The following is a 14291-nucleotide window of genomic DNA, read 5'->3' on the forward strand; positions in this document are numbered from 1 at the left end:
TTGCATGCATAAGCTGATCGAAGGCTCAAGTTTGCATGCTGATGGCCGATTGAAACAGATGAACCATAGTCCAAGGCAGGTATGGACACGATGCGCATTGAGCTCAGTGGGACTTTGAATAGCCTGGCGCAGAGTCTGCAGCGACAAAATACCGCAGTCCCGAGCGCTCCGCATGAAGTGCGTGATGGAGTGCGCCTGACGCTCTCCGAGCTTGGCCGGAGGCTCTCGGCCAGTGCAGCAAGCAACGAGGATATCGACAACAGCGACTTGCCGCAGGCGATCAGAGATCTGCTGAAGATGATTCGTGAGCTGCGTCAGCAGATTGCCGAGGTGAAGGTCGAGATCGAGGCGCTAATGAGCTGCCTGGACTTGGAGCCGGACAGTCGCCAGCGCCAACTGGAGGCGCTGCGTGACGAGCTGGGAGCGCTCAATCGTGCACTGACGGCCGCCAATGCCAACCTGCTGCGATTGATGAAGGACAACCAGTTGTCCGACAGTCAGATGATGACGGCGGCCACCCTGGCCCTGCGCTGAGGCCTTTGCCTGCCGTTTCAGATCACCCGTGAGAAGCGCTGACGAACCTGCTCGTTGAGGTAGCGGTCGAACAGCATGCACAGCGAGCGAACCAGCAGGCGACCGGCGGGGCGCACCTTGATTCCCTGGCTGTGCAGTTCGATCAGACCGTCGCGGGCAAGTTGCTGCAGCTCCGGCCAGAGGGCCGAGAAGTAGTCCTGGAAAACGATGCCATAAGTCTGCTCGATATCGGCGAACTGCAGCTCGAAATGGCAGATCAGTTGCTGGATCACTGCACGGCGCAGACGATCGTCTGCATTGCAGTGCAGACCGCGATGCGTGGCCAGTTGGCCGTTGCCGAGACTCTGCTGGTAGCTGGCAATGTTGCTGTCATTCTGACTGTAGAGTTCGCCGATCTGGCTGATGGCGGATACACCCAGACCGATCAGATCGCAGTGGCCGTGGGTAGTGTAGCCCTGGAAGTTACGGTGCAGGGTGCCTTCTTCCTGAGCGATGGCCAGCTCGTCATCGGGCAGGGCGAAGTGATCCATACCGATGTAGCGGTAGCCGGCACGGGTCAGTTGTTCGATGCTGGACTGCAGCATTGCCAGTTTGTCTGCCGGGCTGGGCAGGTCGTCGGTACTGATGCGCCGCTGCGGCATGAAGCGCTCGGGCAAGTGGGCATAGTTGAACAGCGACAGGCGATCCGGCTGCAGAGCGATTATTTCGGCCACGGTGCGGGCAAAGCGCTCCGGCGTCTGCTTGGGCAGGCCGTAGATCAGGTCGATGTTGACCGAACGGAACTGCAGGGTGCGAGCAGCCTCGATGATGGCGCGGGTTTCCTCCAGCGTTTGCAGACGGTTGACCGCCCGTTGCACCTCGGGGTCGAGATCCTGTACGCCGAGACTGATGCGGTTGAAACCCAGTTCGCGCAGCAGCCCCATGGTTGACCAGTCGGCCTCGCGTGGATCGATTTCGATGCTGTAGTCACCACTGTCGTCGTCCAGCAGGGCAAAGTGCTGGCGCAGGTGCTGCATAAGCCGGCGCAATTCGTCGTGGCTGAGGAAGGTGGGGGTGCCTCCACCGAAGTGCAGTTGCTCGATAACCTGGCTTCGATCCACGTAGCGGCTGACGATCTCGATTTCCCGTTCAAGCTTCTCCAGATAGGGTAGAGCCCGGCCGCGATCCTTGGTGATCACCTTGTTGCAGGCGCAGTAGTAGCAGATGTGCGCACAGAACGGGATGTGCACGTAGAGCGACAGCGGGCGGTGGGCCTTGCGGCTCTCGCGCAGGGCATGCAGCAGGTCGAACGGGCCGATGTCGTCGTGGAACTGCACGGCGGTTGGGTAGGAGGTGTAACGCGGACCGGCGAGATCGTAGCGGCGAATCAGGTCGGTGTCCCACTGGATGGCGTCGAGCATGGAAAAATCCTGGACAGGCTTTGCGTGTAGTCTAGAGAACTGCACGGGAGGAGGCCTTGACCTGAATCAACGGCGGTTATAGCTGTGGAGTGCCTTGCCTTGCCGGCAGTGGTTGGTACGCTGTTATTGGCTGGCGCAGGGCGGGGTTGCCGTGCCTTAGTGCCCCATCAGCCAGTGCTGGTGTGGGCCGGGTAGGGTCCAGAGACCGAACAGCATTACCAGCAGTCCACCAGCGATGCGTACGCCACGCTGGCGCAGCAGGGCGGTGAGGCGCTCTGCGGCCAGGCCGGTAGCCAGTAGCACCGGCCAGGTGCCAAGGCCGAAGGTCAGCATCAGCAGCGCGCTGTGGCTGGCGTTTCCTTGACTGGAGGCCCAGAGCAGAGTGCTGTAGACCAGACCACAGGGCAGCCAGCCCCACAGCGCGCCGAGGATCAGGGCGCGAGGCAGGCTGTTCACCGGCATGAAACGGCGGGTCAGTGGCTGGAGGTGGCGCCAGAGGCCGCGGCCCAGGGCTTCGACACGAGTCAGCCCGCTCCACCAGCCAGCCAGGTACAGACCCATGGCAATCAGTAGCAGGGCGGCCAGTGTGCGCAGCAGCGTTTCCGCTACGCCACCGGCCAGGGCCCAGCCCGCCAGTCCGAGCAGCTGGCCGGCACCAGCGTAGCTGAGGATGCGCCCGAGATTGTAGGTCAGCAGCAGTTGCAGGCGCCGGCTGCGCTGCTCCGCTGGAATCGCCAGGGTCAGAGCACCCATAAGACCGCCGCACATGCCCAGACAGTGCCCACCGCCGAGCAGGCCGAGGATTAGCGCCGACAGCAGCAGGGGGAGCAGTTCAGTCACGTGGCTTGTCCTGTTCGCTGCCGCCGCTGGCCTGTTCGACGCCAGCCTTGTGCAGTGGATCCTCGTCGTCGAACAGGATGCTGTGCGCCGGACTGTCGAGGTCGTCGTACTGGCCACTGTCCACCGCCCAGAAGAACAGCCAGATGGCAAAGCCTACCAAGGCGATAGCGACGGGAATCAGAATATACAGGGCAGGCATGCGGCCTCCGAATGATGTCTGGTTGGCGAGCGTTGCACGTCTGTGGCCGTTCGCGTGCAGCGCCGCGCCGACTAGGTGCGGCTCAGGCGCAAGGCGTTGAGCACCACCAGCAGCGAACTGAGCGACATACCCGCCGCCGCCCAGATTGGCGTGATCCAGCCGAGGGCCGCGAAGGGCAGAACCAGGCCATTGTACAGACTTGCCCAGGCCAGGTTTTCGATGATGATGCGGCGGGTACGTTGGGCCATGTCCAGGCCCTGAACCAGGCTGCTCAGGCGATTGGACAGCAGTACCGCATCGGCACTGGTCTTGGCCAGATCGGAGGCGGAGCCCATGGCCACGCTGATGTCAGCGGCGGCCAGTACCGGCACGTCGTTGACTCCGTCACCGAGCATCAATACGTGCCGGCCCTGCTCGTGAAGCTGCTTGAGCACTGCCATCTTGGCATCCGGTGTCAGGCCGCCTCGGGCATCTTCAATGCCTAACTGACGGGCTACTTCGCCAACCATCGGCGAACTGTCGCCAGACAGCAGGTGGATATGCCAGCCACGTGCTCGGGCAGCGGCAATCAGTTGCGGGGCATCTTCGCGCAGCCGGTCATCAAGAACGAACCAGGCCAGGGGCCCCTGTTCATCGCCGAGGAGCAGCCATTGGCCATGCTCGCTGGCAATCGTCGGCACCACTTGGCCGCTCAGGGCGCAGACGAAGCTGGCTTCGCCTATGCGTAGCAGGCGCCCGTCGACGCTGCCCTGCAAGCCCTGGCCGGGGTAGCTGTCCACTGATTCAGCGGCGCGAGGCGCCTGGCCGAAGGCGCGGGCGATGGGGTGTTCCGAGCGGTTTTCCAATGCTGCAGCCAGCGCCAGGCAGGCATCGGCATCCAGTTCACGCAGTGAGTGGATGGCGCTCAGAGTGAGACGCCCCTCGGTCAGGGTGCCGGTCTTGTCCACCACCAGAGTGTCGATCTGGTTGAGCCCTTCAAGTACATGGCCTCGGGTCAGCAGCAGGCCCAGCTTGTGCAGGCTGCCGGTGGCGGTGGTCAGTGCGGTTGGCGTGGCCAGGGCCAGTGCACAGGGGCAGGTGGCCACGAGCAGGGCCAGCACCACCCAGAAGGCGCGTTCACTATCGATCTGCCACCAGATCAGGCCGACGATGGCCGCCGCTGAGAGGATGAACAGGAGAAACCATTGCGCCACGCGATCAGCGATTTCCGCCAGGCGTGGCTTTTCGCTCTGTGCACGTTCCAGTAGGCGGACGATGGCGGACAGGCGGGTGGAGTCGCCCAGTGCCTGCACCTGTACGGTCAGTGGGCCTTCGACGTTGAGGGTGCCGGCGGTGACGCTGTCGCCGCTGCAGCGCGGTTGTGGCAGGTATTCGCCGGTCAGCAGTGACTCGTCGATACTCGATTGCCCACTGAGCACCTGGCCGTCAGCCGGAACCAGTGAGCCAGGCTGCACCAGCACCTGGTCGCCTACACGCAGCTCGCTGAGCAGGATGCGTTGACTATGGCCGTCCTCATCGAGGCGCAGGCAGGAAGCCGGCAGCAGCTGCACCAGTTGCGAGGTGGCTGCCGCAGTCCTTTCGCGCGCCCGGCGCTCCAGGTAACGTCCGGCAAGAAGGAACAGGGCAAACATGCCGACCGCATCGAAGTACAGTTCGCCCCGGCCGGTTATCGTCGACCAGATGCCGGCCACATAGGCACCACCAATGGCCAGCGATACTGACACATCCATGGTCAGGTGGCGGGTGCGCAGGTCGCGCAGCGCGCCGCGGAAGAACTGACTGCAGCAGTAGAAAACGATGGGGGTCGTGAGGAACAGACTGGTCCAGCGCAGGATCTTGTCCAGTTCGGGGGACAGGTCGATGTTGAATTCCGGCCAGGTGGCCATGGTCGCCATCATCACCTGCATCCACAGCAGCCCGGCTACGCCCAGCTCGCGCATGCGCCGGCGATTCTCTCTGGTTAGGCGCTCGGCGGCTTCATCGGCGCGCCAGGGGTGAGCGGCGTAACCGATTCGACGCAGCTCGGCCAGCAGCCTGCTTAGAGGAAGCTGACTGTCCTGCCAACGCACCTGTAGGCGTTGATTGGACAGGTTCAGGTGGGCTTCGGCTACGCCGGGTACGCCGCGCAGGTGCTTTTCGATCAGCCAGCCGCAGGCGGCACAGCTGATGCCCTCGATCAACAACTGGGTTTCGCTGAGTTCGCCTTCGTGTTGCACAAAAGGTTGTTGCACTTCGCAGCGATCGTACAGCGCCAGCTCGTCAGGCAGAGCCTGGGGCAGAGCCTGTGGATTGGTGGCGCTCTCGCTACGGTGCCGGTAATAGTGCTCCAGGCCGCCGGCCACTATGGCCTCGGCCACCGCCTGACAGCCAGGACAACACATCTCGCGGGTTTCGCCCAGAACTTCGGCACGGAAGGCACTGCCGGCAGGAACCGGCAGACCGCAGTGGTAGCAGGGAGTGGGGGCGGGCATCGGCTAGGTCAGTAGGAAGGATTGTCACCGAGTTCGATGACCTGGCCATCGGCGATCTGTTCTTCCTCGAACAGCCGCCATTGCTGGCCGCCTTCCTCGCCGAGCAGCTCAACGAAGCGGCGGCCACTGACCATGTCCACCATCTGGCCGCGGTAGCTGCCGTCTGCGCCCGGCTGCAGTATGACGCGGCGGTCGCGCTCGGGTTGAGTGGGCGAGATCAGGTTGAGCACCAGCTGTTGCGGCCGGCTGTGGCCCTGTAACTGCAGAGTGGCGGTGCCGGTGGCCTCGTCGAGCACCAGTTGGCCGTGCAGTTGCAGTCGCTCGGCGAGCTTCTCGCGTTCCAGTGACTGGTTGATGCCCTTGCCGACATCGTAATAGTCGTCGGAAATCAGCCCCGGCGGGTTCTTCGAGGCCAGTGTCAGCAGCGCCACGCCCTGTACTACCGAGTAGCCGAGTAGGGCGATGATGAACCAGGGCCAGAACTGCTTGTACCAGGGAGTCACTGGCGATGGCGTTTGCTCGGACATAGTTTTTCCGTTGTCAGCGGACGCTGGGGCCGATGAAGCGGCTGTCGGCGTCGTTCTTGATACTGGGGTCATCCGCGGATTGTACGTGGAAGACGATGTTGTTGGCGCTGGAAGGCAGTTTCTCCGGTGAGAGAGACAGTTCCACCGGGAAGGAGTAGACCTCACCAGCCAGTGCCTGTACCTCACGCTTGCCTTCGTAAACCAGGCCGTCCAGGCCACTGACACTGATGATGTAGGTCATGTCGCGCTGTGCCTTGTTCATGATCTTCAGGGTGTAGACGTTCTCGATGTTGCCAATCTCGTTTTCGCGGAACAGCACGCGGTCCTTGAGCACATCCAGCTCCACCAGAGGCCGGTTGGTTACGGCCCAGGCGAACAGGCCGATCATCGCAACCAGCGCAACAGCGTAGCCGATCAGACGTGGGCGCAGCAGGTGGGTTTTCTGTCCGGACAGGTTGTGTTCAGTGGTATAGCTGATCAGGCCTTTCGGGTAGTTCATCTTCTCCATGATGTCGTCGCAGGCATCGATGCAGGCAGCACAGCCAATGCACTCGATCTGCAGGCCATCACGGATGTCGATACCGGTAGGGCAGACCTGCACGCACATCTTGCAGTCGATGCAGTCGCCGAGGCCCTGGGCCTTGTAGTCGGCGTCTTTCTTGCGTGGGCCACGTGATTCGCCGCGACGAGGGTCATAGGAGACGATTAGCGTATCCTGGTCGAACATCACACTCTGGAAGCGTGCATAAGGGCACATGTAGATGCACACCTGCTCGCGCAGGTAGCCGGCGTTGCCGTATGTGGCCAGAGTGAAGAAACCGATCCAGAAGTAGGCCCAGCCGCTGGCTTCGCCCGTGAATATCTCGACGACCAAATCACGGATCGGCGTGAAGTAGCCGACGAAGGTAATGGCGGTGAGCAGCGAGACAGCAATCCAGATGGCGTGCTTGGCGCTCTTGCGTGCGAGCTTGTTGCTGCTCATCGGCTGCTTGTCCAGCTTCATGCGCTGGTTACGGTCACCCTCGGTTACCTTTTCAGCCCACATGAATACCCAGGTAAACACGCTTTGCGGACAGGTGTAGCCGCACCATACCCGCCCAGCGAACACGGTGATGAAGAATAGGCCGAAGGCGCAGATGATCAGCAGCCAGGACAGCAGCATGAAGTCCTGTGGCCAGTAGGTCGCGCCGAAGATATGGAACTTACGCTCCGGCAGGTTCCACCAGACGGCCTGCTGACCGTTCCAGTTGATCCATACCGTACCGAAGTAGAGCAGGAACAGGAAGGCTCCCCCCACGCGGCGCAGATTGCGGAACATCCCGGTGAAAGCGCGGGTGTAGATCTTTTCGCGGCTGGCGTAGAGATCGACTGTCGCGTTCTTGGGAGAGGAGGGGGTAACGTCCTGGACGGGAATCTGTTCGCTCATCACTGCTTACCATGGCGGTTGATTGGCAGCCCGGACCGTACGTGCGGTCAGAGTCGTTTCACGGTTGCCCTATGGTACGCCTGATGAGGCACCATCTGGGTGCGACCGGCAGTCGCGTCCCAGATGGCTTGGCCCTTGCAGACAAGGGCGGGGAGGGTTACTGCTTTTCTGCCTGGTGAGACAGGCTGTACACATAGGCGGCCAGCAGATGCACCTTGTCGTTGCCGAGGAATTCTTCCTGGGCTGGCATGTTGCCGTGGCGACCGTAGCGGATGGTCTGCTGCAGTTGAGAATAGCTGCTGCCGTAGATGAACGCTGCCGGGTTGGTCAGGTTCGGAGCACCCAGAGCGGCCGTGCCCTTGCCGTCAGCACCATGACAGGCGAAGCAGGTGCCTGCAAATACCTTCTGTCCGGCTTCGATGTCGGCTTCAACACTCTCGGGCAGTTTGCGGCCAGCCAGCTCGGTCAGAACATAAGCGGCAACATTACGAACGCCATCTTCACCAATGATCGGGCCCTGAGCCGGCATGGCGCCTTGGCGACCCTTGAGAATAGTGGTCTTGATGGTTTCTGCATCGCCACCCCAGCGCCATTCGCTGTCTGTCAGGTTCGGGAAGCCGTAGCTGCCCTTCGCATCGGAGCCGTGGCAGACCGAGCAGTTGGAGGCAAACAGGCGGCCACCCATTTTCAGGGCTTGCTCGTCCTTGGCTACTTCTTCGATCGGCATGGCGGCGTACTTGGCAAACAGCGGGCCGTATTGCTCTTCGGCACGGGCCATTTCCTTTTCCCACTGGTGTACGCCACTCCAGCCGGAGTGACGGACTTCGCCACCAGCGATCTGAACACCTGCGGCGAACGGGGTCTTCTTCTCGCTGTCGAGGTAGTCGTAGCCCGGCAGGAAACCCTTGAAGTTACCCAGGCCCGGATACAGAGCAAGGTAGCCGAGAGCGAAGACGATGGTGCCGACGAACAGCATGAACCACCACTTCGGCAGTGGGTTGTCATATTCCTCGATGCCATCGAAGCTGTGGCCCATGGTTTCGTCGGTGACATCCTGGCGCTGGCCCTTGCGAGTGCCGAAGATCAGCCAGGTCAGGGCGAAAATGGTGCCCAGAGACAGAATGGTTACGTACCAACTCCAGAACGGGGTCATTGGTTATTGCTCCTGGAAGAGTCTTGATCGCGCTTGGACTCGGGCTCATCCGCGAAAGGCAGATTGGCGGCCTCGTCGAAACTGGACTTGCGCTTGCTGCTGTAAGCCCAGAGCACCACGCCGATGAAGGCGATGAAAACTACCGCAGTACCGATACCGCGAATCGTCCCGATGTCCATAGCGTCTTACCGTTTGTTCTTGATGGAAGTGCCGAGCACCTGCAGGTACGCGACCAGCGCGTCCATCTCGGTGCTGCCTTTCACCGCGTCGCGGGCACCGGCGATTTCTTCGTCGGTGTACGGGATGCCGAAGCCACGCAGGACTTCCATCTTCTTCGCTGTCTCACGGCCGTCGAGTTTGTTTTCCACCAACCAGGGGTAGGCTGGCATCTTCGACTCGGGAACCACGTTGCGGGGGTTGTACAGGTGGGCGCGGTGCCACTCATCGGAGTAACGGCCGCCGACGCGGGCCAGATCCGGACCGGTACGCTTGGAACCCCAGAGGAAGGGATGATCCCAGACGCTTTCACCAGCAACGGAGTAGTGGCCGTAGCGCTCGGTTTCGGCGCGGAACGGACGGATCATCTGCGAGTGGCAGCCAACGCAGCCCTCACGGATGTAGATGTCGCGGCCTTCCAGTTGTAGAGCAGTGTAGGGCTTGAGGCCCTCCACCGGCTCGTTGGTGACGTCCTGGAAGAATAGCGGGACGATCTGGGTCAGGCCGCCAATGCTGACGGCAATCACCATCAGCAGCGCCATCAGGCCGATATTTTTCTCGAGAATCTCGTGTTTCATCAGTGAGCTACTCCGGCGGGAATCTGCGCAGCCGCTTCGTATTCAGCCGGCTTGGCGGCACGCACGGTGCGGTAGGTGTTGTAAGCCATCAACAGCATGCCGGTGACGAAGAAGGCACCGCCGATCATGCGCACGATGTAGCCTACATGGCTGGCTTCCAGAGCCTCTACGAAGGAGTAGGTGAGGGTGCCGTCCTCGTTGACTGCACGCCACATCAGGCCCTGAGTGATGCCGTTGACCCACATCGAGGCGATGTACAGCACGGTGCCGATGGTGGCGAGCCAGAAGTGGGCGTTGATCAGGCCGACACTGTGCATCTGTTCGCGACCGAAAACACGTGGAATCAGGTGGTACAGCGAGCCGATGGAGATCATCGCTACCCAGCCGAGGGCACCGGCGTGCACGTGGCCGATAGTCCAGTCGGTGTAGTGGGACAGGGCGTTGACGGTCTTGATGGCCATCATCGGGCCTTCGAAGGTGGACATGCCATAGAAGGCCAGGGATACCACCAGGAAGCGCAGAATCGGGTCGGTGCGCAGTTTGTGCCAGGCACCGGACAGGCTCATCATGCCGTTGATCATGCCACCCCAGCTTGGAGCCAGCAGGATGACCGACATGGCCATGCCCAGCGACTGAGCCCAGTCTGGCAGAGCGGTGTAGTGCAGGTGGTGCGGACCGGCCCAGATGTACAGGGTGATCAGGGCCCAGAAGTGCACGATCGACAGGCGATACGAGTAGATCGGACGCTCGGCCTGTTTGGGTACGAAGTAGTACATCATGCCCAGGAAGCCGGTGGTCAGGAAGAAGCCCACGGCGTTGTGGCCGTACCACCACTGGATCATGGCGTCGGTGGCGCCGGCATAGGCCGAATAGGACTTGAATAGGCTGACCGGAACCGCGGCGCTGTTGACGATGTGCAGCATGGCGGTTACCAGGATGAACGCACCGAAGAACCAGTTGCCCACATAGATGTGCTTGGTTTTGCGCTTCATCACGGTGCCGAAGAAGACCACCAGATAGGTGACCCATACCAGACCCAGCAGAATGTCGATCGGCCATTCCAGCTCAGCGTATTCCTTGGTGCTGGTATAGCCCAGCGGCAGGGTGATGATCGCGAGCACGATGACTGCTTGCCAGCCCCAGAAGGTAAAGGCAGCCAGACCGTCGGAGATCAGGCGCGTTTGGCAAGTGCGCTGAACCACGTAGTACGAAGTGGCGAACAGCGCGCATCCGCCGAAGGCGAAGATCACCGCGTTGGTGTGAAGTGGGCGCAGACGGCCGAAGCTGGTCCACGGCAGGTTTAGGTTGAGTTCCGGCCACACAAGTTGTGCGGCGATGAACACGCCTAGACCCATCCCAATGACCCCCCAGATCACCGTCATAATGGCGAACTGGCGGACCACCTTGTAGTTATAAGCAGTCTGACTGATTGCTGTGCTCATGCTAGGGGTTCCACGGTTAATGGAGTTTTATGGGGCAAAAATCGGCGGCAAGTATGGAGAAAGGAGGTAGCCATTGCAACGCAACATGCCGATACGATTAGGGTTTCAGGGCCCGTAGCAAGCCGCTTTGGACGGCCTTGGCGTGTGCATGAGGCACCTGTGTGCCCCCGAGAGAATGGCGCGAAAGGAAGGGATCGCCTTGGCCTTGTTACCGGGGACGACTGTCCAGCAGCATAGACCAGCTCAGAGGGCTTTGCCGGACAACGGATTGGTGGGTGCGACACTCGGTCGCATTAATAGGGAAGGGCCGGCGACCTTTTCGGTCGCCGGTGGGGGGAGGGTCAGCGAGCGTTTTCCTGACTCAGCTTGTAGACATAGGCGGCCAGAAGATGAGCCTTGTCGTTTCCGAGGAAGTCGCCTTGAGGCGGCATGTTGCCGCTGCGACCATAACGAATGGTCTGCTGCAGTTGGGCAAAGCTGCTGCCGTAGATGAACGCCGAAGGCTGAGTCAGGTTCGGCGCGCCCAGTGCAGCCATACCAGTACCATCGGCGCCGTGGCAGGCGAAGCAGGTGCTGGCGAAAATCGCCTTGCCGTTGGCCATATCCGCGCTGCGGGCGTCTTCAGGCAGTGGACGGCCTGCCAGTTCGCTGAGCACGTAGGCAGCTACGTCGCGGACGCCTTCTTCGCCGATCACCGGGCCCTGGGCGGGCATTACGCCGATCCGACCGTTGAGGATGGTAGCCTTGATTTCCTCCGGCTTGCCGCCCCAGCGCCATTCGCTGTCTGTCAGGTTCGGGAAGCCGTAGCTGCCTTTGGCATCGGAGCCGTGGCATACCGAACAGTTGGAAGCGAACAGGCGACCACCCATCTTCAACGCACGCTCGTCCTTGGCGACTTCTTCGATGGGCATGGCGGCATATTTGGCGAAGATCGGCCCGTAAAGCTCATCGGCACGATCCATTTCGCGCTGCCACTGGTTGACCTGGGTCCAGCCATCCTCATAGCCCGGTAGCAGGCCCTTGAAGTTGCCCAGGCCCGGGTAGAGCAGCAGGTAGGCGACCGAAAATACCAAGGTGCCGACGAACAGCAGGAACCACCACTTCGGTAGTGGGTTGTCATATTCCTCGATGCCATCGAAGCTGTGCCCCATGGTTTGATCGGTGGGGTTCTTGTGTACTTCGCTCTTGCGGGTGGCGAAAATCAGCCAGAACAGTGCGACCAGCGAGCCGACGGTCAGCACAGTGATGTACCAGCTCCAGAAGGTGGTCATTGGTAATTCCTCGAAACGTCGGGCTTGGCCTCATCAGCGAAGGGCAGGTTGGCCGCTTCGGCGAAGGCCTCGCGGCGCTTGCCGTTGTAGGCCCAGAGGGTGACGGCAGTGAAGGCGATCAGAACCAGCAGGGTGCCGATGCCTCGCAGGGTGCCGATATCGATCAGCTCGAACATAGTGCTTACCTCTTGTTCTTCACTGCGGTGCCGAGCACCTGGAGGTAGGCGACCAGCGCGTCCATTTCGCTCTTGCCCTTCACCGACTCGGCAGCAGCAACGATGTCCTCGTCGCTGTAGGGCACGCCAAGGGTACGCAGGGCGTTCATCTTGGCGGCGGTGTTCTTGCCGTCGAGGTTCTGCTCGACCAGCCAGGGATAGGCGGGCATGATCGACTCCGGCACCACGTTGCGCGGGTTGTACAGGTGGGCGCGGTGCCACTCATCGGAGTAACGGCCGCCGACGCGGGCCAGATCCGGACCGGTACGCTTGGAACCCCAGAGGAAGGGATGATCCCAGACGCTTTCACCAGCAACGGAGTAGTGGCCGTAGCGCTCGGTTTCGGCGCGGAACGGACGGATCATCTGCGAGTGACAGCCGACACAGCCTTCGCGGATGTAGATGTCACGACCTTCCAACTGCAGAGCGGTGTAGGGCTTCATGCCTTCCACCGGCTCGTTGGTGACGTCCTGGAAGAACAGCGGGACGATCTGGGTCAGGCCGCCGATACTGACGGCCAGGATCATCACCAGGGCCATCAGGCCGATGTTCTTCTCGAGAATTTCGTGTTTCATCAGTGGGCTCCTTCTACCGTGAACTGCGCAGCGGCTTCCATCTCGGTCGATTTGGCGCTACGTACGGTCAGCCAGACGTTCCAGGCCATCAGCAGCATGCCGGCGAAGAAGATCGCGCCGCCGATCACCCGCACCACGAAGCCGACATGGCTGGCTTCCAGCGCTTCGACGAAGGAGTAGGTGAGGGTGCCGTCCTCGTTGACTGCGCGCCACATCAGGCCTTGCGTGATGCCGTTGACCCACATCGAGGCGATGTACAGCACGGTGCCGATGGTGGCGAGCCAGAAGTGAGCGTTGATCAGGCCAATGCTTGCCATCTGCTCGCGGCCGAATACCTTGGGAATCAGGTGATACAGCGAGCCGATCGACACCATGGCTACCCAGCCGAGAGCACCGGCGTGCACGTGGCCGATAGTCCAGTCGGTGTAGTGGGACAGGGCGTTGACGGTCTTGATGGCCATCATCGGGCCTTCGAAGGTGGACATACCGTAGAAGGCCAGGGACACCACCAGAAAGCGCAGGATCGGGTCGGTGCGCAGCTTATGCCAGGCCCCGGAGAGGGTCATCATGCCGTTGATCATGCCGCCCCAGGAGGGTGCCAGTAGAATCAGCGACATCACCATGCCCAGGCTCTGTGCCCAGTCCGGCAGGGCGGTGTAGTGCAGGTGGTGCGGGCCGGCCCAGATGTACACCGCGATCAGCGCCCAGAAGTGGACGATGGACAGACGGTAGGAGTAGACCGGCCGCCCAGCTTGCTTGGGCACGAAGTAGTACATCATCCCCAGGAAACCGGCGGTCAGGAAGAAGCCCACGGCGTTGTGGCCGTACCACCACTGGATCATGGCGTCGGTGGCACCGGCATACAGCGAGTAGGACTTGGTCAGGGTGACCGGGATTTCCAGGTTGTTGACCACGTGCAGAATGGCCACGGTGAGAATGAACCCGCCGAAGAACCAGTTACCCACGTAGATATGGCTGACCTTGCGCTGCATCACCGTGCCAAAGAAGACGATGGCGTAGGACACCCATACGATGGTGATCAGAATGTCGATCGGCCATTCCAGCTCGGCGTACTCCTTGGAACTGGTCCAGCCCAGCGGCAGGCTGATGGCAGCCAGTACGATTACCAGTTGCCAGCCCCAGAAGGTGAAAGCGGCCAGTTTGGGCGCGAACAGCGTCGTCTGGCTGGTACGCTGCACCGCGTAGTAGCTGGTAGCGAACAGCGCGCAGCCGCCGAAGGCGAAGATCACAGCGTTGGTGTGGAGAGGGCGGAGCCGGCCGAAGCTGGTCCACGGCAGGTTGAAGTTGAGGTCGGGCCAGGCCAGCTGGGCGGCGATGAAAACGCCGAGTCCCATGCCGACGATGCCCCAAACCACCGTCATAATGGCGAACTGGCGAACCACCCTGTAGTTGTAGGCGGAACGGGTTGTTGTGTTCATGTCTG

General features: G+C 61.4%; 15 protein-coding genes. 1 reads left to right on the top strand and 14 read right to left on the bottom strand.

Going from position 1 to position 14291, the window contains the following annotated elements; all coding sequences use genetic code 11:
* Positions 1–90: 90 nt before the first annotated feature.
* Positions 91–534: a twin-arginine translocase TatA/TatE family subunit gene (locus NCCP436_RS14990; protein ID WP_220804779.1), complete on the top strand. Its 444-nt coding sequence runs from the start codon at positions 91–93 to the stop codon at positions 532–534.
* Between the two features lie 17 nt (positions 535–551).
* Here the strand turns inward: NCCP436_RS14990 and hemN are convergent, their stop codons facing one another.
* The 14 genes from hemN to ccoN (NCCP436_RS15060) form a co-directional block, all read right to left on the bottom strand.
* Entirely contained in the window at positions 552–1934 is a 1383-nt protein-coding gene (gene hemN, locus NCCP436_RS14995; protein WP_220804780.1) for an oxygen-independent coproporphyrinogen III oxidase, read from the bottom strand.
* Between the two features lie 156 nt (positions 1935–2090).
* A complete protein-coding gene (locus NCCP436_RS15000; protein WP_220804781.1) occupies positions 2091–2774 on the bottom strand; it encodes a sulfite exporter TauE/SafE family protein in 684 nt (227 codons plus the stop codon).
* Complete coding sequence (gene ccoS, locus NCCP436_RS15005) at positions 2767–2973, bottom strand: cbb3-type cytochrome oxidase assembly protein CcoS (RefSeq protein WP_220804782.1); 207 nt, start codon at positions 2971–2973, stop codon at positions 2767–2769. Before ccoS ends, NCCP436_RS15000 begins: the two co-directional genes overlap by 8 nt.
* 71 nt (positions 2974–3044) lie before the next feature.
* On the bottom strand, positions 3045–5444 hold the full coding sequence (locus tag NCCP436_RS15010) for a heavy metal translocating P-type ATPase (protein ID WP_220804783.1): 2400 nt from the start codon (positions 5442–5444) through the stop codon (positions 3045–3047).
* Between the two features lie 8 nt (positions 5445–5452).
* Positions 5453–5971, bottom strand: a complete 519-nt coding sequence (locus tag NCCP436_RS15015; RefSeq protein WP_220804784.1) for a FixH family protein — start codon at positions 5969–5971, stop codon at positions 5453–5455.
* Positions 5972–5984: 13 nt separating this feature from the next.
* On the bottom strand, positions 5985–7397 hold the full coding sequence (gene ccoG, locus NCCP436_RS15020) for a cytochrome c oxidase accessory protein CcoG (RefSeq protein WP_220804785.1): 1413 nt from the start codon (positions 7395–7397) through the stop codon (positions 5985–5987).
* A gap of 157 nt (positions 7398–7554) precedes the next feature.
* Positions 7555–8550 (bottom strand): cytochrome-c oxidase, cbb3-type subunit III, encoded by a 996-nt coding sequence (gene ccoP / locus NCCP436_RS15025; RefSeq protein ID WP_220804786.1) that lies wholly within the window; start codon positions 8548–8550, stop codon positions 7555–7557.
* Positions 8547–8729, bottom strand: a complete 183-nt coding sequence (locus NCCP436_RS15030) for a cbb3-type cytochrome c oxidase subunit 3 (protein WP_220804787.1) — start codon at positions 8727–8729, stop codon at positions 8547–8549. Before NCCP436_RS15030 ends, ccoP (NCCP436_RS15025) begins: the two co-directional genes overlap by 4 nt.
* 6 nt (positions 8730–8735) lie before the next feature.
* Complete coding sequence (ccoO, locus tag NCCP436_RS15035) at positions 8736–9344, bottom strand: cytochrome-c oxidase, cbb3-type subunit II (protein ID WP_220804788.1); 609 nt, start codon at positions 9342–9344, stop codon at positions 8736–8738.
* On the bottom strand, positions 9344–10786 hold the full coding sequence (gene ccoN, locus NCCP436_RS15040; protein WP_220804789.1) for a cytochrome-c oxidase, cbb3-type subunit I: 1443 nt from the start codon (positions 10784–10786) through the stop codon (positions 9344–9346). Before ccoN (NCCP436_RS15040) ends, ccoO (NCCP436_RS15035) begins: the two co-directional genes overlap by 1 nt.
* A 341-nt stretch (positions 10787–11127) precedes the next feature.
* Entirely contained in the window at positions 11128–12057 is a 930-nt protein-coding gene (ccoP, locus tag NCCP436_RS15045) for a cytochrome-c oxidase, cbb3-type subunit III (protein WP_220804790.1), read from the bottom strand.
* Positions 12054–12233 carry a cbb3-type cytochrome c oxidase subunit 3 gene (locus NCCP436_RS15050; RefSeq protein ID WP_220804791.1) on the bottom strand — a complete coding sequence of 60 codons (180 nt, stop codon included), beginning with the start codon at positions 12231–12233 and terminating at the stop codon, positions 12054–12056. The genes ccoP (NCCP436_RS15045) and NCCP436_RS15050 overlap by 4 nt, the downstream gene beginning before the upstream one ends.
* Before the next feature lie 5 nt (positions 12234–12238).
* Positions 12239–12847, bottom strand: coding sequence for a cytochrome-c oxidase, cbb3-type subunit II (ccoO, locus tag NCCP436_RS15055; protein ID WP_220804792.1), 609 nt, complete (start codon positions 12845–12847; stop codon positions 12239–12241).
* Positions 12847–14286, bottom strand: a complete 1440-nt coding sequence (gene ccoN, locus NCCP436_RS15060) for a cytochrome-c oxidase, cbb3-type subunit I (RefSeq protein ID WP_220804793.1) — start codon at positions 14284–14286, stop codon at positions 12847–12849. The genes ccoO (NCCP436_RS15055) and ccoN (NCCP436_RS15060) overlap by 1 nt, the downstream gene beginning before the upstream one ends.
* Between the last annotated feature and the right edge of the window lie 5 nt (positions 14287–14291).

Source organism: Pseudomonas sp. NCCP-436 (assembly GCF_019656335.1).
Lineage (GTDB): Bacteria > Pseudomonadota > Gammaproteobacteria > Pseudomonadales > Pseudomonadaceae > Aquipseudomonas.